12 protein-coding genes are annotated in these 22,139 nt (G+C 71.4%); 8 read left to right on the top strand and 4 right to left on the bottom strand.

The features are described from left to right. Positions 1 to 12: 12 nt before the first annotated feature. The gene (locus ACIRSU_RS01385) at positions 13 to 7,203 is read right to left on the bottom strand and encodes a polymorphic toxin-type HINT domain-containing protein (protein WP_403787959.1); all 7,191 of its coding nucleotides are present in this window, start codon (positions 7,201 to 7,203) and stop codon (positions 13 to 15) included. A 448-nt stretch (positions 7,204 to 7,651) separates the two neighbouring features. Between ACIRSU_RS01385 and ACIRSU_RS01390 the strand changes: the two genes are divergently transcribed. Then, positions 7,652 to 9,157, top strand: coding sequence for a hydrolase (locus ACIRSU_RS01390; protein ID WP_403787961.1), 1,506 nt, complete (start codon positions 7,652 to 7,654; stop codon positions 9,155 to 9,157). Positions 9,158 to 9,400: 243 nt separating this feature from the next. On the opposite strand, the gene ACIRSU_RS01395 is transcribed toward ACIRSU_RS01390, so the two are convergent. Further along, positions 9,401 to 10,165 (bottom strand): class I SAM-dependent methyltransferase, encoded by a 765-nt coding sequence (locus ACIRSU_RS01395; protein ID WP_403787963.1) that lies wholly within the window; start codon positions 10,163 to 10,165, stop codon positions 9,401 to 9,403. Between the two features lie 235 nt (positions 10,166 to 10,400). On the opposite strand from ACIRSU_RS01395, the gene ACIRSU_RS01400 reads away from it, so the two are divergent. The 7 genes from ACIRSU_RS01400 (at position 10,401) to ACIRSU_RS01430 (ending at position 19,272) form a co-directional block, all read left to right on the top strand. Beyond that, positions 10,401 to 11,117 carry a flavodoxin family protein gene (locus tag ACIRSU_RS01400; protein ID WP_403787965.1) on the top strand — a complete coding sequence of 239 codons (717 nt, stop codon included), beginning with the start codon at positions 10,401 to 10,403 and terminating at the stop codon, positions 11,115 to 11,117. A gap of 114 nt (positions 11,118 to 11,231) precedes the next feature. Further along, on the top strand, positions 11,232 to 14,117 hold the full coding sequence (locus tag ACIRSU_RS01405) for an AAA family ATPase (protein ID WP_403787967.1): 2,886 nt from the start codon (positions 11,232 to 11,234) through the stop codon (positions 14,115 to 14,117). A gap of 248 nt (positions 14,118 to 14,365) precedes the next feature. Continuing rightward, entirely contained in the window at positions 14,366 to 15,019 is a 654-nt protein-coding gene (locus ACIRSU_RS01410) for a hydrolase (RefSeq protein ID WP_403787969.1), read from the top strand. A 109-nt stretch (positions 15,020 to 15,128) separates the two neighbouring features. Continuing rightward, the gene (locus ACIRSU_RS01415; protein ID WP_403787971.1) at positions 15,129 to 15,674 is read left to right on the top strand and encodes an SgcJ/EcaC family oxidoreductase; all 546 of its coding nucleotides are present in this window, start codon (positions 15,129 to 15,131) and stop codon (positions 15,672 to 15,674) included. 54 nt (positions 15,675 to 15,728) lie between these two features. Continuing rightward, the gene (locus ACIRSU_RS01420) at positions 15,729 to 16,919 is read left to right on the top strand and encodes an MFS transporter (RefSeq protein ID WP_403787973.1); all 1,191 of its coding nucleotides are present in this window, start codon (positions 15,729 to 15,731) and stop codon (positions 16,917 to 16,919) included. A 178-nt stretch (positions 16,920 to 17,097) separates the two neighbouring features. Continuing rightward, positions 17,098 to 17,883, top strand: coding sequence for an alpha/beta fold hydrolase (locus ACIRSU_RS01425; RefSeq protein ID WP_403787975.1), 786 nt, complete (start codon positions 17,098 to 17,100; stop codon positions 17,881 to 17,883). A 168-nt stretch (positions 17,884 to 18,051) separates the two neighbouring features. Further along, complete coding sequence (locus ACIRSU_RS01430; protein ID WP_403787977.1) at positions 18,052 to 19,272, top strand: metallophosphoesterase; 1,221 nt, start codon at positions 18,052 to 18,054, stop codon at positions 19,270 to 19,272. Between the two features lie 141 nt (positions 19,273 to 19,413). On the opposite strand, the gene ACIRSU_RS01435 is transcribed toward ACIRSU_RS01430, so the two are convergent. Together ACIRSU_RS01435 and ACIRSU_RS01440 are read right to left on the bottom strand one after the other, a co-directional pair. Beyond that, positions 19,414 to 20,565: a DNA gyrase subunit B gene (locus ACIRSU_RS01435; RefSeq protein ID WP_403787979.1), complete on the bottom strand. Its 1,152-nt coding sequence runs from the start codon at positions 20,563 to 20,565 to the stop codon at positions 19,414 to 19,416. A gap of 291 nt (positions 20,566 to 20,856) precedes the next feature. After that, positions 20,857 to 22,113: an MFS transporter gene (locus ACIRSU_RS01440; protein WP_403787981.1), complete on the bottom strand. Its 1,257-nt coding sequence runs from the start codon at positions 22,111 to 22,113 to the stop codon at positions 20,857 to 20,859. Between the last annotated feature and the right edge of the window lie 26 nt (positions 22,114 to 22,139).

Raw genomic sequence — 22,139 nt, forward strand, 5'->3', positions numbered from 1 at the left:
GGACTGCCGGCGTCAATGGATGAACGGGCGTATGAGATCGGCAGGAAGGCCGGGGTGCATCGTCACCAGATTGCCTGCGTCCCAGCCACCCGCGTCCTCACGAACGATGGTCAGGATGGTCGTGGGCAGGCCATTCTGATCGGTCCCCATGTGTCGACCCGTGTCGATGACCCAGCGGATTCTGCCTGTGGCCTGTTGCACGCGCCCCGGGATTCGCTTGGACTGGGACGCCAGGTTCAGCAGGGAGTCCCGGTCACTCAGCTCCGGCGCAAACGTCGACTTACCCTCGACATTCTCAGCACCGCCGTCGACGTGCCGGGGCTCGACGTGGTCCTCGATCTGGAAGTCGTCCTCTTCGCCACAGTTGTGGACGAGGACTGGTGACGTCCCCGCGAGCACGAAATACGTGTGCAGGCGGCGCACCGTCAGGTCGTACGTGACCACGGCCTGGTGGTAGTTGCGGACGCGGGTGACCGTGACCAGCGTGCCGTCGGCCGTGCGCAGCCTGTGGCCGGTGGCCAGCTCGCTCGCCTCGGTCCAGCGGTGTGCCGTGGCGTCCCAGAAGGGGTGATGCCAGGTCGTCGTCAGCTTGCTCGACGTGCCGTCGTCCGACGTGAGGACGAGGTCGGTGAACTCCTTGTCGTCCCGGGTCGTGATCAGCTGCTCGACCGTCTCCGCGCGGGTCTCGCCCGTCTGCGGGTCGCTCGCCAGGACCTGGTCGCCCTCCTTGACCTCTTCGATGGGCTTCGTCGTGCCGTCCGCGAGCTGGACCCGCGTGCCGGCAGGGAAACTGTGCGGGCGGGCGCTGAGCGGGCAGGAGCCCCCTTCGTCGGCCGATTTGGCCGCGTCGTCGGCGGCCTTCTTCTCGGCAGCGACCGCCGCGTCCTCCGCGGCCGCCGCCTCGTCGGCTGTCTTCCGCGCCGCGACCATGGCGCCCTCCGCCTCGCGTGCGATCTTCTGCGCGCCTCGGAAGGCGTCGTACGCCTTCTCGCCCTCCTTCCAGAGCTTGAACGCCTTGATGCCGACCTTCACTGCCTTGAAGACCTTCGACCACGGGACGAAGTTCAGGGCGGTGTTGATGCAGCCCATGACGTCGCCCTTGGTGAAGCAGTCACGCGCGTCGTTGAAGCCGATCAGGTCGCCGACGACGTCGACGATCTTGCTCATCAGCTCTTCGCGTTCCTGCTTCGCCTTGGCGAGGGCCTCGTCGGCGGCCTGCTTCTGGCGCAGGGCCTCGGCAGCGGCGGCCTGCTTGGCGGCGTTGTCGTTCTTGGCCTGCTGGGTTGACGGGGTGGTACCGGCGTCGGTGGGGCTGCCCCCGCCGTCACCGCCGCCGCCTCCGCCGCCTCCGCCTTCCTGCTTCTCGTAGTAGCGCTGCCAGGCGGCGGCGCTCATGCACCGGCCGCTTCCATCGTCAGCGGGAATGCACGTGCCGCTCGGGTCCGACTGATCGACCGGGTCGTTGTCGGCGTACGCGTATCCGTTCCAGGACTGCGGGTCGCCCTCGCTGAAGATGGGGTCGACCGACAGGAAGCGGCCCGTGACCGGGTCGTACTGTCTGGCCCCCAGCGTGGTGAATCCGGTCTCCTCGATGGTGCCGCCGACAAAGCCGCGGCCGCCCGCCCAGGCGCCGACGCCCGGCTGGGTACCGCGCGCGTTGCCGAAGGGGTCGCTGGGGCGACGTGCGGTGGCGAGCGTGCCGGCCTCGAACTGGACGCCGTTGGTGCCGTGCGGATCGGCGGCCTGGTAGTAGAGCTTGCCCGTACCCGCCTTGGTGACGCGGGTGACGGACAGACCGCCCGGCGCCGGGTAGGTGCGGGTGTCGGACAGTGCGCCGGTCGCCGTATCGAGGGTGACCTCGTCGGCGCCGACGTACAGCGTGGCCTTGCCGGGCGAGCGGCGGATCAGCTGGCTGCCGGAGGCGTCGTAGACATAGCTCGTCGGGCCCGCCGCGGCGGTGTCCGAGACGGACTCGATCCTGCCCTCTGTGTTCCAGGTGAGCCGCTTCGTCCCAGACGTGCTGGTGATGGCCGTGGTGTTGCCGGACGCGTCGTACTGGTACGTCGCCGTCTTCACGTCGGTACCGACGGTGGTCTTCGACGTCGTCAGCGCGTGCGGGCCACCCGTGCCGCCGCCCGTGTCCGGCGCGGTGGTCGGGGTGTTCGGACCGGTGGCGAAGGTCTGGTCGACCGTCTGGTCCTTGGCCGTGGCGCCGGTCGGGTCGTGCCGGACCAGTTTGGTGCGGTTGCCGGTCAGGTCGTACCCGTACGACTGCCAGTACGGCGCCGGACCGCCGACCCGCCCGGCGGCGTCGGCCGCCGTCGGCTCGGTCGGGTTGGCGCAGCCGCCGATGCCGGAGACCGACGGGGCGGGCGCCGTGGTGGTGCCACCGTTGTCGGTCCATGCGGCGCTGAGCCGGCCCAGGTAGTCGTACGTGAAGCACTGCGTGTCGACGCTGGTGCCGTCCTGCACGTTGCGGGCCGAGGTGAGCGAGCCCGCCTTGTTGTAGGTGTACGTCGTGAAGTCGACGTGGTTGCCGGCGAGCTGGCTGTCCAGAGTGGACTGCGTGACCCGGCCGGTGCCGGCGTCGTACAGCTGGGTGGAGACCACCTGGGATCCGTACGGACCCACCGTGGTGCGCGTGGGCCGGCCGAAGGCGTCGTACTGCACATCGGTGACCAGGGCGGACTTGCCACTAGAGCCGATGAAGTTGCCGTCGACGTCGTACGAGTTGGTCACCCGCTCGGCGGTCATGCCGCCGGCCACGGGCAGGGTCGTGGTCTTCGGCAGGCCGAGGACCGGGGTGTACGTCACCGAGGAGGTGTACGTGCCGGCGAGGGCGCCCTCACTGGCCGGGATGGTGATCGACGCGCCGGTGGGGCGGTAGCCGATGTCGTAGCCGGTGACCGTGGACTTGTACGCCTGGCCGTTCACGAATCGCGTGGCCGTGTCCGGCTTGCCCTTCGCCTTGGCGTCGTACGTCCGCTCCAGAGTCTTCTTCGCCGGATCGGTGGTGTCCGTCCCGTCGTACGTGGCCGTCTGCCGGCCCAGCAGGTCATACGTGAAGCTGGTCGACCGGCCGCGCGCGTCCGTGCTCGTGATGACCCGGCCGCCCGCATCGTACGAGTTCTTTGACGCGCCCGAGTCCGGGTCGGAGCTGCTGCTCAGCAGTCCGAGCAGGTCGTAGGTGTAGCGCCACTCGTGACCGGACGAGTCCTTACGGAGTACTGGGCGACCAGCGATGTCGTACGACGTCGTGGTCGCGTCGTACGCCCCCGTCGGCGTGTTCGCCTTGTACTGCCTGACCTCCGTCGTCCGCCCCAGCGCGTCCGTGATCGAAGAGCTCGCGAACCCGCCCGGCGGCGGCGTCACGTCGATCCGGTCCGCGCCCGCGTACGTCGTCGTCGTGCGCCACTGCTCCTGGCCGTACGACATGAACTTGCTGGCCGTGACCCGGCCCAGGGCGTCGTACTCGTTCCAGGTCTGCGCCGGGATCTGCGAGTCCTGCGGGACGAAGACGACGGACGTCGGGCCCGAGTCGTTGTTGAAGTACGACGGGGTCGTCTGGACCTCGCGGCCCTGGGTGTCGAAGATCGCGTCGGAGATCAGCCGGCCCACGGAGCCGAACGGCGGCTGCGCCTGGGTCTGGCGGACCCGGCCGAAGCCGTCGTGGATCTGGATGCTGGTGCCGTAGCTGCCGTCCTCGCGCAGGTTCTGCGTGGTGATGGCGGCCGGGCCGTCGCGGTTGGCCTTCAGGTCGTAGGCGAACTTCTGGTTCGGGGACTGCGTGGCCTTGTCACGGCCGGGCTTCCACACCGCGACCAGGCGGCCGAGGGAGTCGTAGTCCTCGTCCGTGAAGCGCCCGTTCTCGTCCACCGCGCGGGTCGGCAGGCCGCGGCCCGGGTCCATGGTGGTGGTCGAGGTCCAGCCGAGCGGGTTGGTCACCGCCACGGAGGTCGGCAGGGCGCCCTCGGCCGGCGTGTACGCCGTCGTGGTCGTCGCGCCGTCCGGGTGTGAGGCGTCCTTGGTGTTCGGGTCGGTCGTGGAGACCTGGCGGCCGTACTTGTCGAAGGTGGCCTTGGCCGTCACGCGGTAGTTCGGCGAGCCGTCCGCGTTGTACGAGCTCAGCACCTCGGTGGAGGTCTGCAGAGCGCGGTCGCCGACCGTGCCCAGCGGCTGGTTGTCGTACAGGTTGTGGGTGTCCGCGATGGTGTTGGCGGCGTTCGGCGTGGCGCCGCACGGTCCGGCCAGCGTCAGGACGCGGTACGGGAGCTCGATCAGCATCGGGTTGGCGCCGGAGGCGTAGGACGTCTCGGTGCACTGGCGCTGCTCGGGCTTGGTGACGTCACCGTAGACGTCGACCTTCTGCACGCGTGCGGCGTGCGAGAGGTCGGGGTCGTAGGTGACCTCGCGCTTGGTCTCCCGCCAGCTGCCGTCGGCGAGCCGTGCCCGCTCCCGGACCTGGGCGGTGTTGATGAAGCGGGCGGTGACCTTCGGCAGTCCGGACACGGACGGCGTGTGGGTGGAGGTGATCGCCGAGCGCCACGGCGTGCTCAGCTCGCCGCTGAGGACCTTGGCGTCCGCCGCGACCGACTCGAAGGTCTGGGTCTCGCGGACGAAGCCCGCGTACTCCTCCTCGTCGGTGATGGTGCCGCCCCAGGTGTCGGTCACCTGGCCGCCCATGCCGCGCAGGAAGGTGGCGACGGACTTGCTCTTGGGGCCGTCGGTGCCGTTGCCGGTGGTCGTGGTGACCGTCGCGTAGCCGCGGAAGTTGTCGTACGTCCGGGCGTCGTCGTCGGCGAACTCGGAGTCGTTGCGGTGCCAGGCGGCGCCGCCGCCGTACTCGTACTCGGTGACGCGGGCGACACCGGAGGTGACGCGGGACTCCTGGGTGACCGAGCGGACCAGGTACTTGTGGAACCAGTCGAGCGACGGCGCGGTGCCCGTCGGCGAGCCCGGCTTGACCCACTTGACCGGCATGCAGGCCATGGTGTTGGTCTCGGGCGAGGCGGGCATGGTGCCGGCCACCCGCGAGCACTCCACCGGCTTGTAGCCGACGTTGATGCGGCCGCCGGTCTCCGTGACGATCTCCGTCATGCGGGGCCGGTTGAACCGCGAGGCGGTGACGGTGACCTCGTCGACCCGGTTGGGCATCTGCACGCCGGTGAAGGTGACCGGGGGCAGGTCGAGCGCGGCCAGGCCGTTGGAGCCGGTGCGCTTGATCGACTGGAGCCACATGGTGGGGCTCTGGGTGGCGTCGTCGGGGTACGACCAGCCGTGGGTGAGCGTCCAGTTGTCGACGGTGCGGTAGCCGGTGCCGACGAGGACCTCGGTCTTCACCTCGGCGAGCCGCTTGGAGGTCCAGAACGTCGGGCCGTAGACGGTGCACGTGCCGGTGTCGGCGCACTGCTGGTCGAGCGGCGTGTCCTTCCAGCGGCTCTGGTTCGCGAGGGTGCGGTCGGCGGCCTCGCAGCCGGTCGTCTCGAAGCAGCGCTCCTTGGCCGTGAAGGTCATCACGACGGCGGGCTTGACGCCGCCCTTCGCGGCGACCTGCTCGGGCAGGCGCTGGCCGTAGGAGACCGTGTGGGGCTGGGAGGCGCGCTGGTACTTGGTGCGGGCGCCGTTGCCGTTGTTCTGGCCGCCGCCCCGGGCGTACCAGTTGTCCTCCTTGTCGTACGTGTAGCTGATGAGGTTGCCGTGGAGGTCGACGATGTAGTCGAGGTTCCACTGCCAGCCCATCTGGCACCACGAGGCGAGTCCGGTGGAGGCGCTGTAGCAGGGGTCGCCGGACTTGGGGTGGTACACCGGCACGGTGTTGACCGACTCGCTGGCCGGGTCGCTGCCGTCACCGCCGGGCAGGTGGTTGGCGCCGAAGTAGTAGTCGGTGCCCTCGGTCGTGGTGACCTTGAAGCCCTCGCCGTTCCAGGCACCGTTGTTCAGCCCGGTGAGCGGGGTGATCTTCGTGCCGTCGTCGCCCTGGAGGCGCAGTACGCCGGTGGTGTCGTCCTTGACGACCTGGCCGGAGTGGCCGGCCAGGTTGAGGCTGAGGGTCTGGCCCGCCCAGCACTCGTCGCCGGACATGTCGATGCCGTTCTTCAGACACGGCTTGTACTGCCGCGAGATGAAGCCCGGGGTGTAAGCCCAGCCCTCACCGGCCCAGGACGCCTGCGAGTTGGAGGCGGCGGTCATGCCGTCGACGGTGGAGGAGTCGTAGCCGAGCATGACGCTGGGCGCGGCTCCGCCGATCGCGGTCGGCATGGAGAAGGTGTAGCTGTACGTGAAGTTGCCGGCGTTGGATCCGGCGCTCCACGACGCCGACGGGGAGAGCGGCGTGGCCGCGAACGAGCCGCCGGAGCCCGAGGTGGCCGGCTCGGCGGACAGCACCATCGCAGTCGAGGTCTGCTGCGTGGCGAACGAACGCTGGGCGCCGGTGCTGTCGGTCTGCGCCGTGGCGGGCAGCGTGACGTCGGCGGTCAGCTTCCCGGTGCGCGGGTCCAGGGTGGACGGGACGGGCGTACGGGTGCGGCAGCCGGCCTTCGCCGGCGTGGTCAGCGCGCAGGCGGGCATCCGTACGAGGCGGGCGCGGTCGCGCCAGGCGCCGGAGCCCTGCAGCGTGTTGACGTCGAGTTCGACGCGGACGGAGCGGCCGGCGTCGGTCGCGGGCGAGGCGCCGCGCACGGTGATCAGGTTGCCGAAGGCGCCGGCGGCCTTGCCTGCGGCCGGGTCGCTGACGGTGACGCTGACGGCGGCGGCTGAGTCGGAGTCCGCGGCCGGGTCTCCGACGGCGCTGCTGCCTGCGGCCTTCTTCGCGCCCTCGGCGGACTTGCCGGACTTCGCCCCCTTGGCAGCCTTCGACCCGGACTTGGCCGGTTTCACGGCGCCGAGGTCGGCGACGGAGACGGGCAGCTTGCCGGCGCGTATCGCGGCGGCCTTCCGGCCGGCGCCGGGCGCGTGCGGCAGGGAGACGGTGGCCGAACCGGTCGGCACCGGCTTGCGGGCCGACCGCCAGCGGCCGGTGACCCCGGTGCGCGGGTCGACGGAGGCGCCGAGCTCGCCGGGGTCCGTCGCGCCTTCGACGGACTTCGTCTTGTCCAGCTTGGTGTTCGGCGGCGTCCACACCTTGGGGTGGGGTCCGTGGGCGGCCTGCGCCTCGGGGACGGCGACGAACGAGATCAGGACCGCGAGCACCGCGGTCAGGACCACCGACTGCGGTCTTCCTCTGCGTCTTGACCACATCGGTGGGTGGGCATACCACGCCCTCATATTCAACTCCAGGAACTTTCAGGGCAGCACAAAACGACGCCCGGCCGGATTCGGCAGGGCGTCACCGCGCGCCGGGAAAGCGACGCGGACATCCGCACCCTAGGGACGAACAAGCGTCCAACACCATGTTCGACCAGGGGATTTGACGGTGCCTTTACTTTGCTGAAAACCGCCGATACGGGATATCAAGGGAATACTCCGACTTGCCCCTCGGGTAGCCGCGACCGGCGCTCCGCCCGCCGTCCCGGATCCAACCGTTCCAGCCACACCGGCTCGTCATGTACGGTTCAAGAACACGTGCGCCGGACGTTCGATCCCCGACGTTCTACGCGCGCAGAATTGGCTCCCGCACCGCCTTCCCCCCTCACCCCTCACGGAGGTCTGACGGATGCTCGGACTCAGAAGGTCCACCCGCCGCTTCGCCACCCTGACCGCCTGCGGCACTCTCCTCGCCGCCGCCGCGGCTCCGCTGCTCGGCTCGTCCGCCGCGGCCGCGCCCCGGGCCGGCGCCGCCCTGACGGACACGGCCACGACCACGGCCACGACCGCCACCACCACGCCGCTGCGTGTGCTCTTCGACAACTCCAAGGCGGAGACCGCCGGAAACGCCGACTGGATCATCGGCACCGGCCAGCCCGACCCGCTCACCCAGAACGCGTCGCCCTCGGTCGAGACCGACTGGACCGGCGCCATCTCCGCCTGGGGCGTGGCGCTGCAGAAGACCGGGCGCTACTCGCTCAAGACGCTGCCCTCGGGCGGCACCATCACCTACGGCACCACCGCCGCGACCGACCTGCAGAACTTCGACACCTTCGTGCTGCCCGAGCCCAACATCCGGCTCAGCGCGAGCGAGAAGACCGCGGTCATGAAGTTTGTCCAGAACGGCGGCGGCCTCTTCCTGGTCTCCGACCACACGGTCGCCGACCGCAACAACGACGGCTGGGACGCGCTCGCCATCATCAACGACCTGATGAGCGACAACGGCGTCGACAACACCGACCCGTTCGGCTTCAGCCTCGACGTCCTGAACATCCAGACCGACAACCCGCGGGCGATCGCCGACAGCACCGACCCGGTGCTCAACGGCGCCTTCGGCAAGGTGACCGGCAGCATCATCCGCAACGGCACCACCGCCACCCTCAAGCCGGCCGACAACCCCTCCGTCAAGGGCCTCATCTACCGCACCGGCTACTCCGGAAACACCGGCGCCTTCTTCGCGACCAGCACCTTCGGCAGCGGCCGGGTCGCGATCTGGGGCGACAGCTCGCCGATCGACGACGGCACCGGCCAGTCCGGGAACACGCTGTACGACGGCTGGAACGACCCCGCCGGCACCAACGCGGCCCTCGCCCTGAACGCCACCGACTGGCTCTCCAAGGCCACCACCGGCGGCGGTGGCGGCGGCGGCGGCGGCACGACCTGCACCGCGGGGCAGCTGCTCGACAACGCGGGCTTCGAGTCCGGCGACACCGTCTGGACCGGCTCGTCGGGCGTCATCACCAACGACCCGGCGCGCCCGGCCCGTACCGGCTCGTACAAGGCGTGGCTGAGCGGCTACGGCTCCGCCCACACCGACACGCTCTCCCAGACGGTGACGATCCCGGCCGGCTGCACCACGGCCACGCTCGGCTTCTACACCCGGATCGACACCGCCGAGACCACCACGACCACGGCGTACGACAAGCTCAAGGTCGAGGTCCTGAACAGCTCCGGCACGGTGCTCTCCACGCTCGCGACGTACTCCAACCTCAACGCGTCGAGCGGCTACGTCCAGCGCAGCTTCAACCTCGCCGCGTACGCGGGCCAGACCGTGACGCTGCGGTTCACCGGCACGGAGGGCTCCACGCTGCAGACCTCCTTCGTGATCGACGACACCTCGCTCACCGTCGGCTGACCGCGAGCCGGGCGAACCGCCCGCCACACGCGCTCGGGCGCGCCGCGCAGACAGGTGCGGCGCGCCCCTCGCAGGCTCGGAGGGCCACCCAGCCCGCGAGGAGCCGGTCGATGCCCGCCAGCACACAGCGTCAGGCGGGGGACATTGCAGGGTCCGTAGCCTGATCCGCCGGGCATGGACCACCGGCCGCTGGGACGCCCGGCGAAGCGCTGTCCATGAGGACACGCCTGCCTCCGCGAGCTCTCAGGCGCGCTCAGGCTTGCGTGCCTCGATGAGGCTCCTGGAGGAGTGGGCGACGAACGGCCCCTCGGCCTGGATTTTCTCGTGCAGCTCGTGCAGGCGGCCGCGGTAATGCTCGACGGTGAAACCGGGCACCGTCCAGATCACCTTGCGGAGGAAGTAGATCACGGCGCCGACGTCGAAAAACTCCATCCGCAGCCGTTCCGTGCGCACGTCGACGATCTCCAGGCCGGCGGCCTTCGCCGCCGCGGTCTCGTCGTCAGGGTGCCGCTTCCGGCGCGCCTCGGGCTGCGGCCCCAGGAAGTACTCCACCAGCTCCCACACGCTGGCAGGCCCGACGTGCTGGGCGAAGTACGTCCCACCGGGTCGCAGCACTCGGGCGATCTCGGACCACCACACGGTCGCGGGATGCCGACTGGTCACCAGGTCGAACGCCTCATCGGCGAACGGCAGCGGCGGCTCGTCCGGATCGGCGACGACCACCGCCCCGCGCGGGTGCAGCAGCCTGGTCGCCTTGGCCACATTCGGCGGCCAGGACTCCGTCGCGGCCATCGTGGGCGGCAGCTTCTCCGCCCCGGCCAGAACCTCACCGCCACCGGTCTGGATGTCGAGCGCCGCCGACACGCTTGCGAGCCGCCGACTCATCGCCTGCTGATAGCTCCACGACGGGCGTTCCTCGGTCGCCCGGCCATCCAGCCAGGAGAAATCCCAACCTTCCACGGATGTCGACTCGGCTTCGGCGACAAGCTCTTCAAAACTACGTGACATACCCACATCATCACGCCCCGACCCGCCCGACCCCACACAATGTGTCATCGGTGCGAGCCACGCGGGTGATCGCGGGTCGACTTCGCTGCCGTTGGCGCGGCGTTCGGTCATTCCGCTCGACGAGGCGAGACAGTGGACGGGATTTTCGGCCGGACCAACCCGGAGCCCTATCGATGTCGGCAGCCGGGCGTGGTGGGTCGTCCGACCGCCCACTCGTTCGCAAGGGGATGCATCGATGACCGACGCCGGCTCGTCCTACCGTGATCTCCGCGCGCTGGTGATCAACTGCACCCTCAAGCGGTCACCGGAGCGCAGCCACACCCAGGGGCTGATCGACATCAGCACCGGCATCATGGAGCGCCAGGGTGTCGAGGTCGAGGTGCTGCGGGCGGTGGACATCGACATCGCGACCGGTGTGTGGCCGGACATGACCGAGCACGGGTGGGAGACCGACGAGTGGCCCGTCATCTACTCGAAGGTGATGGCCGCCGACATCCTCACCTTGGCCGGACCTGTGTGGCTGGGAGACAACTCCTCAGTCATGAAGCAGGTGATCGAGCGCCTGTACGCATGCTCGTCGATCCTGAACGAGCAAGGCCAGTACGCCTACTACGGAAGGGTCGGAGGCTGTCTGATCACCGGCAACGAGGACGGCGCCAAGCACTGTGCGATGAACGTCATCTACAGCCTCCAGCACCTCGGGTACGTGATTCCGCCGCAGGCCGACGCGGGCTGGGTCGGCCCGGCCGGCCCGGGCCCGTCGTACCTCGACCCCGGCTCCGGCGGGCCGGACAACGACTTCACCAACCGCAACACCACCTTCATGACCTGGAACCAGCTCCACCTGGCCCGCATGCTCAAGGACGCCGGCGGCATCCCCGCCCACGGAAACCAGCGCTCCGAGTGGGACGCCGGCTGCCGATTCGACTTCGAGAACCCCGAGCACCGCTGAGCCGTCACGCCTCCGCGGCCGGCCTGCTCCCGCTTGGCGATTGCCTTCCACCCAGTTGATCATGGGCCGACAGGCATCGGCCGGCACACCGGCCCTGCGCGAGGGGGAACGCACATGGTGGGCACGCCGGGCCGTGACCGGGAAACGGCTCCGCTGGTGGGACGCCGGCACGCTCTTCAGATCGTGTCGGCGGCCGTCGGCGCGGCCGTGGCGGGAGCGGGCCAGTGTCTCGTGGTGTCAGGTGAGGCGGGCATAGGTACGTCGCGTCTGGTCGCCGAAGCGGCGCGGGAGGCAGCCGCGCTGGGCGTGGCCGTCGCCGAGGGGAGGGCCACCGAACTCGACCGGCTCTCCCCTCTGGTCACCCTGGTGACCGCCCTCAGCAGCGGCACCGTGCCGGTGCTCGAGGAGCCCGACCGGGCCGAGCTCGCGGCGCGGTCGGCCGTCCCGTACCGGCAGACGGCCCTGCTGAGCGAGCGGATCGCCGCGTACGCCCGTTCCCGGCCGCTGCTGATCGTCCTGGACGACGTGCAATGGGCTGACGAGGTCACGGCCCTGATGGTCCGCTCCCTGGTCCCCGCGCTCTCCGACGCCCGGGTGCTGTGGGTGCTCGCGGGGCGGCCGCTGCCGGAAGCGTCCGTGATGCGCACCGCGGTCGAGGGGCTGGTGGACGACGGCGCCCGGTCACTGACTGTCGGTCCGCTGTCCGACGAGGCGGTGGAGGAGCTGGCGACGCACACGCTCGGTGCCCGCCCCGGCGAGGGGCTGCGGGACTGGGTGGCGGGCGCGGCCGGGAACCCGTTCCTCCTGCAGGAGCTGCTGTGGGCGCTGCGCGAGCAGGGGCGGGTGCTGGTCGAGGACGGCGTCGCCCGCGTCACGCCCGGCGCGCTGCCCGACGGATTCCGGGCCCAGGTGGCCCGCCGGTGGCGGCACCTGTCCCCCGCCGCCAGGCGGTTGACCGAGGCGGGGGCCGTCCTGGGCCGGCCGTTCACGGTGCACGAGGCCGCGGGGGTGATGGGCGTGCCGGTTCGGGAGATGACCGCGGCCACCGAGGAGGCCGTCGCGCAGGGGCAGCTCGCCGTGGAGGGCCCGCTGCTCGGGTTCCGGCACGACCTGGTCCGGCAAGCCGTGTACGACAGCCTCACGACGCCCGTGAAGCACGCGCTGCACCGCGAGGCGGGTGCGGTGCTGGCCGCCGAGGGCAGACCGGCGGCCGAGTCGGCGACGCACGTCGCCTTCGGGGCCCGGCGAGGGGACGCGCAGGCGCTGCGGGTCCTGCGGGACGCGGCCGACAGCATCGTGGGCGCCGCGCCGGGGACCGCCGCCGATCTGCTGATCCGGCTGGTCGAGCTCGGCGACCCCGGCGACCTGGACCGTCCCGCCACCGTCTGCAAGGCGCTGGCCGCCCTGTCGTTCAGCGGGCGCATGGACGAGGCGATGGAACTGGGCGAGGCCGAGCTCGCGGCGGTGTCGGATCCGACCGCCCTGGCCACGGTACGGCACGGTGTCGCGGCGGCCCTGAAGTTCACCGGCCGGACCCCCGAGGTCCTCACGCAGGTGGACCTCGCCCTGGCCGACGAGGGTGTCCCCCTGGTCAATCAGGCGCAGTTGTGGTCGTTGCGCGCCCACACCCTCGTCGACGGCGGACTCGCGGCGGGCGAGGACCCGGGCTGCACGGCTGCCGACGCGGCCGGAGACGAAGCGGTCCGGCTGGGCGAAGCCGCAGGGGAGCCGTCCGCCGTGACGTCGGGGTACACCGCCCGCTCGCGGGCCGCTCTCGCGGCCGGGCGGGTGGAGGAGGCCGTGGTCCTCGCCGAGCGAGCGACCGCCGTCGCCGAGCACAGCGGCGGTGAGGCGCGTTGGCACGCGCCCCGCAGATGGCTCGGCGAGGCTCTCGCCGTCGCCGAGCGTTTCGCCGAGGCCGAGGCCGCGTTCGACCTGGGCCAGCGGGAGGCCGAACAGCTCGGCGTGCCCTGGGCCGTACCCCGGCTTCGTGGTCACCGGTCGCGGCTGTGGCTGGCCGCGGGACGGCTCACACAGGCCACCGCCGAGGCCGAGGCGACGCTGAACAGCGCCCTCGCCCTGGGTACTCCTCCCACGGCCCAGGCGACCCGCGCGCTCCTGGCGCGCCTGGCGATCTGGCGCGACGACCTCGCCTCCGCCCGGGCCCTGCTCACCACCGCGCGCAGGTTCGCGGAGGGCGGGGTTCGCGTCGCCGTCGACGAACTGTTGCTGGCGGACGTACTGTTGCGCGATGCGCAGGCCGTCAGCGACCAGGAGGCCGCCGATCCCGGCGACGGGCTTTGGGCGATCCTGCCCGACTGGATCCGCCCCCTGTGCTACGAGCCCGGAATCGGGCCGGAGCTGGTGCGGATCGCCTTGCGGGCGGGGCTGCCCGAACAGGCCGAGCGCGCGGCGGAGGCGTCCCGGCTGCTCGCCGTCCGCAGCCCGCAGCTGGCGTCGGCCCAGGCCGCCGCCGTGCACGTCGACGCGCTGTTGTCGGGCAGTCCCGGCGGGCTGCGGCGGGCGGTGGGGCTGTGGCGTTCGGCCCCGCGCCCCCTGGCCCTGGCCGCAGCCCTGGAAGACGCGGCGAAGGTCACCGCGGGCCGTGCCGAGGCCCTGGCGCTGTGGGAAGAGGCCTTCACCCTCTACGGCACCGCGGGCGCCCGGCGCGGCGCGGCGCGGGCACGACAGGAACTGCGCGCCCTGGGCGTACACCGCAGGATGCCGCGGTCGGCGGACCGGCAGGCGGAGGGCTGGGGCGCGATCACGCCGTCGGAGATGCGGGTGGTACGGCTCGTGGCCGACGGACTCACCAACCGCCAGGTCGCCAACCGGCTGTTCTTGTCCCGCCACACCGTGGACGCCCATCTGCGCAACGTCTTCGCCAAACTGGGCGTCTCCAGCCGGGTCGAGCTCGCGCGCCTGACGGCCGTGCATCTGGCCGAGACGGGCACGCCGGACGCGGACGTCACCGAGGCGAGTCTCGTCGGCGGGTCCTGACCGGGCCGGCCACGCGGTATTCGCCGGTCACCCGGCCCCGTACCGGGAGCGACGAGCCGGGCCGGCCAGTGGTCGCCACGTGATCCGCCGGACGCGGTCTCACCAGAATCCCCCGCGGGCGGCCTTAGGGATCACGTGACCCCGCCGTCGCGATCACGTGATCACGTCGTCCCCGCGCGAGTCGCCTCGTCGGAAGCTCTTTCCTGTCGCCGCACCAACTGATCCTCCCGGCACGGAAAGAGACTCCGATGACCTCGCACGCGTACAAGACCCTGCTCAGCCCGCACGAGAGCGTGCTGGTCCTGATCGACCACCAGCCTCGGATGATGGCCGGCGGTACCCCCGGTGAGCGCGAGGCGCTGTGCAACAACGTGGCGGGGCTGGCCAGGACGGCACACGCGTTCGGCGTCCCGACCGTTCTCACCGGCATCGCCCCGGAGGAGTTCGGCGGGACGCTCCTCCCGGAGCTCACCGACGTCTTTCCGCGCCGACGGATCATCTGCCGCACCCTCATCAACGCCTGGGCCGACAAGCGGGTGCGGGACGCGGTGCTGGCCACCGGCCGCCGGCAGATCGTCATCGCCGGCCTATGGTCCGAGGTCGGCGTCGTCCTGCCCGCGCTGTCCGCGCTGGAGGAGGGGCGTGAGGTGTACGTCGTCGCCGACGCCTCCGGCGGCACGAGCGCACAGGCCCATCAGCTGGGCCTCCGGCGCATCACGCAGGCGGGTGGCGTCCCGCTCACCTGGCTCCAGCTGCTCGGCGAGTTCCAGCGCGACTGGGCCGGTACGGAGACGCGCTCCGCCGTCGAGGCGATCCTGCACGCCCACGCGGGCGCGTGGGGTCGCAGCGTCCGCACCGGCCACGACGGCACCGTCCGCGGCGCGGAGCAGGCGGCGTCGTGACCGGTTCCCGGCGGCCTTCGAGCCTCTCCGCCGCCCCGGCACCCGTACGACCGCCGCGCACCGGCCGGTTTCGACCACCCGAACCGAGACACCCATGAGGAGACCACTGATGAAGCCACGACTCGCCGGCGTGGACATGCCCCCGGAGGACGTGGAGGCCATCGTGGCGTTGGTCGCCGAGGTCGAGCACGCCCAGCAGAACGCGCTGCCGGACGCCTTCGTCGAGCTGTTCCGGCCCGACGCCCTGTGGTCGCTCCCGTACGGGACGCCCGTGACCGGCATCGAGGAGATCGGCGCGTTCTGCCGCCGGGTGCTGCCCGCCACGGCCGGTCAGCCGCTGACCTCCACGTACGAGACCGAGTACATCCACTTTCTGAGCCCCGACGTGGCCGCCGTCAAGATCAGGCAGCGGCCGGTGACCCGCGACGGGGAGCTTCTCGACGACCTGCTCCGCCGGCCCGGTACCCCGGGCACGACGAGCGGATGCCGCGGCTCCAGCGCGAACGTGCGCCGCTGGGCCTCCCTGGTGGCCACGCTCCCCCCTGCGGCGCCCGACACCTCCCTGTACGTCCTGACGAAGTCCGACGGGCGCTGGCGCATCTCCGTCGCCCAGGACACCACCGGCATCGAACCCGACGACCGCGCCGCCGCCTGAACCGCCCCTTATCGTCCGGCTCTTCGGGCCGGACTTCTACGCCTGGAGTACCCCATGAGTGTCACCACCTCCGTCCCGCCCCTGTCGAAGGGCAGGGACCATGTCCCTCTCAGGAGCTGGCTCGCCGTCGTGGCCATGGCTGTCGGCACTTTCGCCCTCGTCACCGTCGAGTCCCTGCCCGTCGGACTCCTCGCCCCGATCGGCACGAACCTCGACGTCTCGCAGGGCACGGCAGGGCTGATGGTGACAGTCCCCGGACTGGTCGCCTCCGTCACCGCACCGTTGCTTCCCGTGGCGATACGACGCGCTGACCGCCGGGCCGTCCTCCTCGGCCTGATCGTCCTGATGGTGGCGGCGAACGCGCTGTCGGCCCTGGCACCCGACTTCGCGGTCCTGCTGGCATCGCGGTTCCTGATCGGCATCAGCATCGGCGGGTTCTGGGCTCTGGCGGCGGGACTCGCCGTCCGGCTGGTTCCGGAGCGTCATGTTCCCCGTGCCGTGTCGATCGTCTTCGGCGGGGCGACCGCCGCCAACGTCCTGGGCGTCCCGGCCGGAACGCTGATCGGCGCGCTCGCGCACTGGCGCGTCGCCTTCGCCGCCGTGGGCGCACTGGGCGTCCTCGTCCTCGCCGCGCTGCTCTGGCTCCTGCCGTCCCTGCCCGCGGAGCGGCCGGTGCGGCTGCGCACGCTGCCGGAACAGTTCCGCAGCCCGGTCGTGCGCGCCGGTATCGTCGCGACCTTCCTCCTGGTGAGCGGGCACTACGCCGCCTTCACCTACGTCGGCCCGGTCCTCAGGGACATCTCCGGGTTCGACGCGGGCATGACCGGCCCGCTCCTGCTCGGCTTCGGCGTGGCCGGCATCGTCGGAAACTTCCTCGCCGGCGCGGCGGCGCAGCGAAACGTCCGGGCCACCGTCGTCACCGTCGCGACCGTACTCGCCCTGGTCCTGGCAGTGTTCCCGCTCGTGGGCCGCACCCCGGTCGGCGGAGCGATCCTGCTGACCCTGTGGGGACTGGCCTTCGGCGGAGTCCCCGTCGGCGTGCAGACCTGGATCCTCACATCGGCTCCGGCATCGGCCGAGGCCGCAACGGCGCTGAACACCGCGATGTTCAACCTGGCCATCGCCCTCGGGGCGCTGGCCGGCGGAGTCGTGGCCGATCACCTGGCCCTCAGCGGTGTCCTCGTCCTCGGGGCCGCCCTCACCCTGCTCACCTCTCTGGCCGTCAGGAGCGCGCGCCGGGCCTGACCACCGTCGGTCGCCGTCGCGATCTCCCCCGTCCCCCGTCCCGGGTCAGGCCGGTTCGCCGTCCGGGTCACGCCGATTCCCGTGCCAGGGCGCTCCGGTTCCCCGTCCCGAGTCACGCCGTTCCTTCCCGGCTCACGCCCGTTCCTCTTCCCTCTTCCCCAGTCACGAAAGACCCTCCATGTCACACAAGTTCACCGTCGACGCCCCCGATACGCGTCTTTGCGGCGTCGACACCCCCGGCGCGGGTCCGCCACTGTTGTTCCTGAACGGAGGCTTCGCCACCCAGCACAGCTGGCGGCGCGTCCTTGCCCGTCTCGGCGGGACCCACCGGACCGTCACCTTCGACGCCCGGGCACGCGGACGCTCAGGCCCGTCCGCGGACTGTTCCCTCCGGGCGCAGATCGACGACGTCGACCGTGTGATCGAAGCGAGAGGGCTCGACCGGCCGATCCTGGTCGGCTGGTCCCACGGAGCGACCCTCGCCGTGTGCTGCGCCGCCGAATTCCCCCATCTGATCGCAGGGCTCGTACTCGTCGACGGCGCCTACCCCCTCACCCTGCTGGACGAGACGGGAAGCCGGCGCGTGCGTGCACGGTTCCGCCGTCCCGGACCGCTCGCAGGTGTCCTGGCCCTCCTCGGACGCTCGACCCGAATGACCCCGCTGCAGGCCGCCGACGTCGTCATCGGAACGGACGAGGTCAACGGCCGACTGGAAGCCGACCTCGCGGCCCTGCCGTGTCCGACGACGTTCGTCGTCGGACACGGTGAACTCCCCGGTGCCACCGGCCGGCAGGACCGTGCCATCCGCACCGCCGTCGCGAAGGCCGCCGCCCGCAACGACCACGTGACCGTCTTCGGCACCACGAGCGGTGACCACACGCGAGTCCTGACCCGCGACGCCCGGCTCGTCGCAGCCGCGATCGAGGACGTCACGAGACGATCGCACCACCCACCGGTCCGCTGACGCGCCGTCCCGGCCTGCGGCGCCGCGCGGACTGTGCGGGGGCGGTTGCGCGTGGCGCCACGTGGCGAGGCCGGATGGGGATGGCTGGTTGCGACGATCGGGCCGCTGACGGCACCCGGGTCCGCTGCTCGTACGATCCGTCCGCCGGACAGAACCAGTGGAGGACGTATGGCTGACACCAGTAACACCCGATCTGCCGCCGGGGAGGCGCCCGGGGCGTCACGGAGCGGGTTGCAGCGCCTGATGCGGTACATCCCCTTGATCGCGCCCCTCCTTCTGTGGTCCGTGCCCTGCTGCGTCCTCCTGTACGCGGGACAGCACTGGCCTCTGCCCGTCGCGGTGAGCGGCACCGCGCTGTTCGCTCTCGGCCTGGCCGGGATGCCGCTCGCGATGGTGCGTGGCCACGGGCGGCGTCAACAGGACTGGGCTGCGATCGTGGGCGACACGTTGCTGGGCGGTGCTTGGGTGCTGTTCACCTGGTCGGTGCTGTTCGGCGTTCTGTTGCGGCTCGCGCTGACCGTGGCCGGTGTCGGTGACGGGCAGGACCGTGCGCGCATCGTCACCTGGGCGGTCCTCGGCCTGACCGCCGTACTGCTCGGATGGGGGTACGTCGAGGCCCGGCGCGTACCACGCGTGCGCCGGCTCGATGTGCGGCTCCCGCGTCTGGGGTCGGGGCTGGACGGCACCCGAGTCGTCCTCATCACCGACACCCACTACGGTCCGCTCGACCGCGCCCGCTGGTCGGCCCGGGTCTGCGAGACGGTGAACAGCCTGGAGGCCGATCTGGTGTGCCACACCGGTGACATCGCGGACGGCACAGCCGAACGCCGCCGTGCCCAGGCCGCTCCTCTGGGCACCGTGCGGGCGACGCGGGCCCGTGTGTACGTCACCGGAAACCACGAGTACTACAGCGAGGCCCAGGGCTGGGTCGACCTGATGGACAGTCTCGGCTGGGAGCCGCTGCGCAACCGCCATCTGCTGCTGGAGCGTGGAGGTGACACCCTCGTGGTCGCGGGCGTGGACGACGTCACGGCCGAGTCCTCCGGACTGGCGGGGCTCCGCGCCCACCTCGCCGGAGCCCTCCAGGGCGCCGATCCCGACCTGCCCGTCCTCCTCCTCGCGCACCAGCCCAAGTTCATCGACCGGGCGGCGGCCCACGGCATCGACCTCCAGCTCTCCGGCCACACTCACGGCGGCCAGATCTGGCCCTTCCACCACCTGGTCCGCCTCGACCAGCCCTCCGTCGCCGGCCTCAGCCACCACGGCGCTCGCACCCTGCTCTACACCAGCCGCGGCACCGGCTTCTGGGGCCCGCCCTTCCGCGTCTTCGCCCCCAGCGAGATCACGCTGCTCGTACTCCGCTCCCCGCAGCAGTCCACCTCGCCCTGACGTGATCTTTCATGTGCTTCGTCGCACGGTGCGTCGTACTTGGTCACTCGGTTCGGTAACCGCCGCACACGGAAGCGGCCTTCGTCCGGACATGTGCTCCGGCCGGGGACCCACTCCGACCTGGGCTTCGGTGCGCTGCCGTCAGTGGCGGGGGGTCGCCGAGATCCGGGCGAGGACGGCTGTCGCCTGCGTCGGGTCGGCGCGGAGCCAGGCGGTCAGGTGCTCTCGGACGGCCTCGGCGACGCAGGCGCGGACGGGTCTGTTGCCCAGTCGGTCGCGGGTCGCCCCGTCGAACTCGGGCCGATCGAGCTTCACCGACACGACCGCCGTCAGGCCCGCGGCGAGCTGAGTGGGGGTGAAGTCGGGGCCGGACGGGCTGAGCAGCTGTTGCTCCCGGGCGTAGCCGGTGAGTGCGGCCGCCAGGCCGTCTCGGAAGCCGAGTTCGTGCGTTCCACCGCCGGTGGTCGGCAGGCTGTTGGCATAGCTCGCGATCCGTTCTTCGCGGGAGTCGCACCAGCGGAGGGCCACCTCCACGGTTCCCTCCATCGCGGAGTACTCGCGTTCGAAGCCGATCACGTCCGGGTGGAGCGGGGCGCTCTGTTCCGCGATGTAGTCCCTCGGGCCGCCAGGGAAGCGGAAGCGAACGGCCCGGGGCGCCGCAGGGTCGCGATCATCGGTCAAGGTGATGTCCAACTCACGGTTGAGGAAGGCCAGTTCCCTGAAGCGCTCGGTCAGGGTGTCGAATGAGAACTCCAGCGTCTCGAAGATCTCGGCGTCGGGCCGGAAGGTGATCACGGTCCCGCTGCGGTCGGCCGGCCCGGTGCGGGCGGGCACCCCGACTGGTACGCCTTGCCGGTACTCCAGCACCCAGTGGGCGCCGTCGCGCCGTACCTCTGCGATCAGGCGGCTCGACAAGGCGTTGACGACGGCCAGTCCCACGCCGAAGTGACCGCCGAACAGCGAGCGTCGGTCTGCGGGCGGTGCCCCGCCGCAGAGCACAGTCAGCCGGGTCTCCAACGGAGGGCCGTCGGTGTGGCCGTCGCGCCCGACCGCAAGACCCGTGCCGTCGTCGGTGACACGGACGCCGCCGTCGGCGGTGAGGGTGATCCCGACACGGCTTGCGGTGCCGCAGAGGATCTCGTCCAGTGCCCACTCGGCGGCCTCATGCACCAGGTGGTGAAGGCCGCGTTCACCGACCGATCCGACGTACATCCCGGGCCGCTTCCGAACGGCCTCCAGGCCATCCAGGACCACGATTGTGCTGGCGTCGTACGCCTTGGATTCCTCGCTCATGGTGTCCCCTCCGAGGGTGTCCGACAGAGCTCTCCCACCCTAGGAGATCCCCAAGAAAACACCAGGTCAGAGCCGATATGGCAGGGCGGTGAACGGGACCCTGAAGGGCAATCAGAGGTGGTCGGACGGAAGGGTGCCATGCTGCCGCGGGAGGGCCGCCGCGGCCCTCCGAGGGCCGTGTGCGGCGCTGTTTCGGGCTGCCAGGGGACCACGAGTTTCAACCAGCTCCACCTGCGGCCTGGCGCACCTTCACCGGATCCGCTGATCTGACGGTGTCGTGGCGCCGGTGCGTCAGATGAGGTCGCGGTGGCGGCCCACCTTGGTGGAGAAGAGGTAGAGCGGGGGCAGGAGGGCGGCGGCGCAGACGGTCCAGAGCGCGGTGCGGGCGCCGAAGTGGGTGGCGAGGAGGCCGGCGGTGAGGGCACCGAGCGGCAGCGCGCCCCAGGAGACGAAGCGGACCGTGGCCATCACGCGGGACAGCAGTTCCGGGGGCGACTGCGTCTGCCGATAGGTGCGTGTGGTGATCGAGCCGATGACGGAACCGAAGGCGAAGCCCGCGTTGCCCAGGGCGAACCAGTACGCGTCCCCCGCAGACGTGGTCAGCGGGGCGAGCAGGAGCAGCGCGCCGCCGGCCAGATCCGCCGCGACAACGCCCCACGCGGTGCCGAGGCGCGTGGTCACGCGGACCGCTACGGCGGCGCCGGCGAGCGCGCCGACCCCGTCCATGGCCAGGACGAGACCGAGCTGTACGGAGTCGAGGCCGGCTCCGCGGACCAGGTAGAGGGGAGTGAGGGCGACGAGGGCCGCGTTGAGGAAGTTGGCGGCGGTCGCCCAGATCATGCAGGGGCGCATGACGGGGTGCTTGGTGACGTACCGCCATCCCTCGCGCATCAGCCGCAGCGCGCTCTCGCTGGTGCGGGGCGCGGGGCGGCTCTCGGGGAGGGTACGCAGGAGCACGGCGGAGGCCAGGTAGCTGGCGGCGTCCACGACGAGCGCGCCGACCGGGCCCGTCGCGCCGATCAGGACGCCGCCGAGGGAGGGGCCGCCGGTGTCGGTGACGGCGTGCGTGCCCGACATGACGCTGTTGCGGGCGGCCAGCTGTCGGGCCGGGACGACGGCGGGCAGGAAGGTCGAGTTGCCGATGTCGAACAGCACGGTCGCCGAGCCGGTGACGAGCGCCGCGAACAGCAGGTGCGGATACGTGAGCGTGCCGATCCACCAGGCGAGCGGCAGCGATCCGAGCGCCGCGAACCGTACGAGGTCGAGCGTGACCTGGAGTCGGCGCAGCGGCACGCGCTGAGCGAGGACGCCCGCCGGGAGGCTGAGCAGCAGCCAGGCGACCTGCCCGGCGGCGGCGAGCAGGGCGACCTGAAGGGCGGTGGCGTCGAGAACGGTGAGGGCGACCAGCGGCAGGGCGAGAGCGGTCACGGCGGTGCCGGCGCCGCTGACCGTGGCGGCGGCCCAGAAGCGCCAGAAGACGCCCGGCGATGAGGTCTCCCGTTCGTCGTCGCGTCGGTCGTGCTCCTGGATCGCTTGTGTTCCGCCCATACGGCGCCCACCCCCGGCTTGTTAGT

The organism is Streptomyces sp. NPDC101160, from assembly GCF_044768205.1.
Classification (GTDB): Bacteria; Actinomycetota; Actinomycetes; order Streptomycetales; family Streptomycetaceae; genus Streptomyces.

Coding starts and splice junctions, on each gene's coding strand:
- ACIRSU_RS01425 (WP_403787975.1), top strand. CDS start 17,098: ATGTCACACAAGTTCACCGTCGACGCCCCCGATACGCGTCTTTGCGGC.
- ACIRSU_RS01415 (WP_403787971.1), top strand. CDS start 15,129: ATGAAGCCACGACTCGCCGGCGTGGACATGCCCCCGGAGGACGTGGAG.
- ACIRSU_RS01430 (WP_403787977.1), top strand. CDS start 18,052: ATGGCTGACACCAGTAACACCCGATCTGCCGCCGGGGAGGCGCCCGGG.
- ACIRSU_RS01395 (WP_403787963.1), bottom strand. CDS start 10,165: ATGTCACGTAGTTTTGAAGAGCTTGTCGCCGAAGCCGAGTCGACATCC.
- ACIRSU_RS01405 (WP_403787967.1), top strand. CDS start 11,232: ATGGTGGGCACGCCGGGCCGTGACCGGGAAACGGCTCCGCTGGTGGGA.
- ACIRSU_RS01420 (WP_403787973.1), top strand. CDS start 15,729: ATGAGTGTCACCACCTCCGTCCCGCCCCTGTCGAAGGGCAGGGACCAT.
- ACIRSU_RS01410 (WP_403787969.1), top strand. CDS start 14,366: ATGACCTCGCACGCGTACAAGACCCTGCTCAGCCCGCACGAGAGCGTG.
- ACIRSU_RS01400 (WP_403787965.1), top strand. CDS start 10,401: ATGACCGACGCCGGCTCGTCCTACCGTGATCTCCGCGCGCTGGTGATC.
- ACIRSU_RS01435 (WP_403787979.1), bottom strand. CDS start 20,565: ATGAGCGAGGAATCCAAGGCGTACGACGCCAGCACAATCGTGGTCCTG.
- ACIRSU_RS01390 (WP_403787961.1), top strand. CDS start 7,652: ATGCTCGGACTCAGAAGGTCCACCCGCCGCTTCGCCACCCTGACCGCC.
- ACIRSU_RS01440 (WP_403787981.1), bottom strand. CDS start 22,113: ATGGGCGGAACACAAGCGATCCAGGAGCACGACCGACGCGACGACGAA.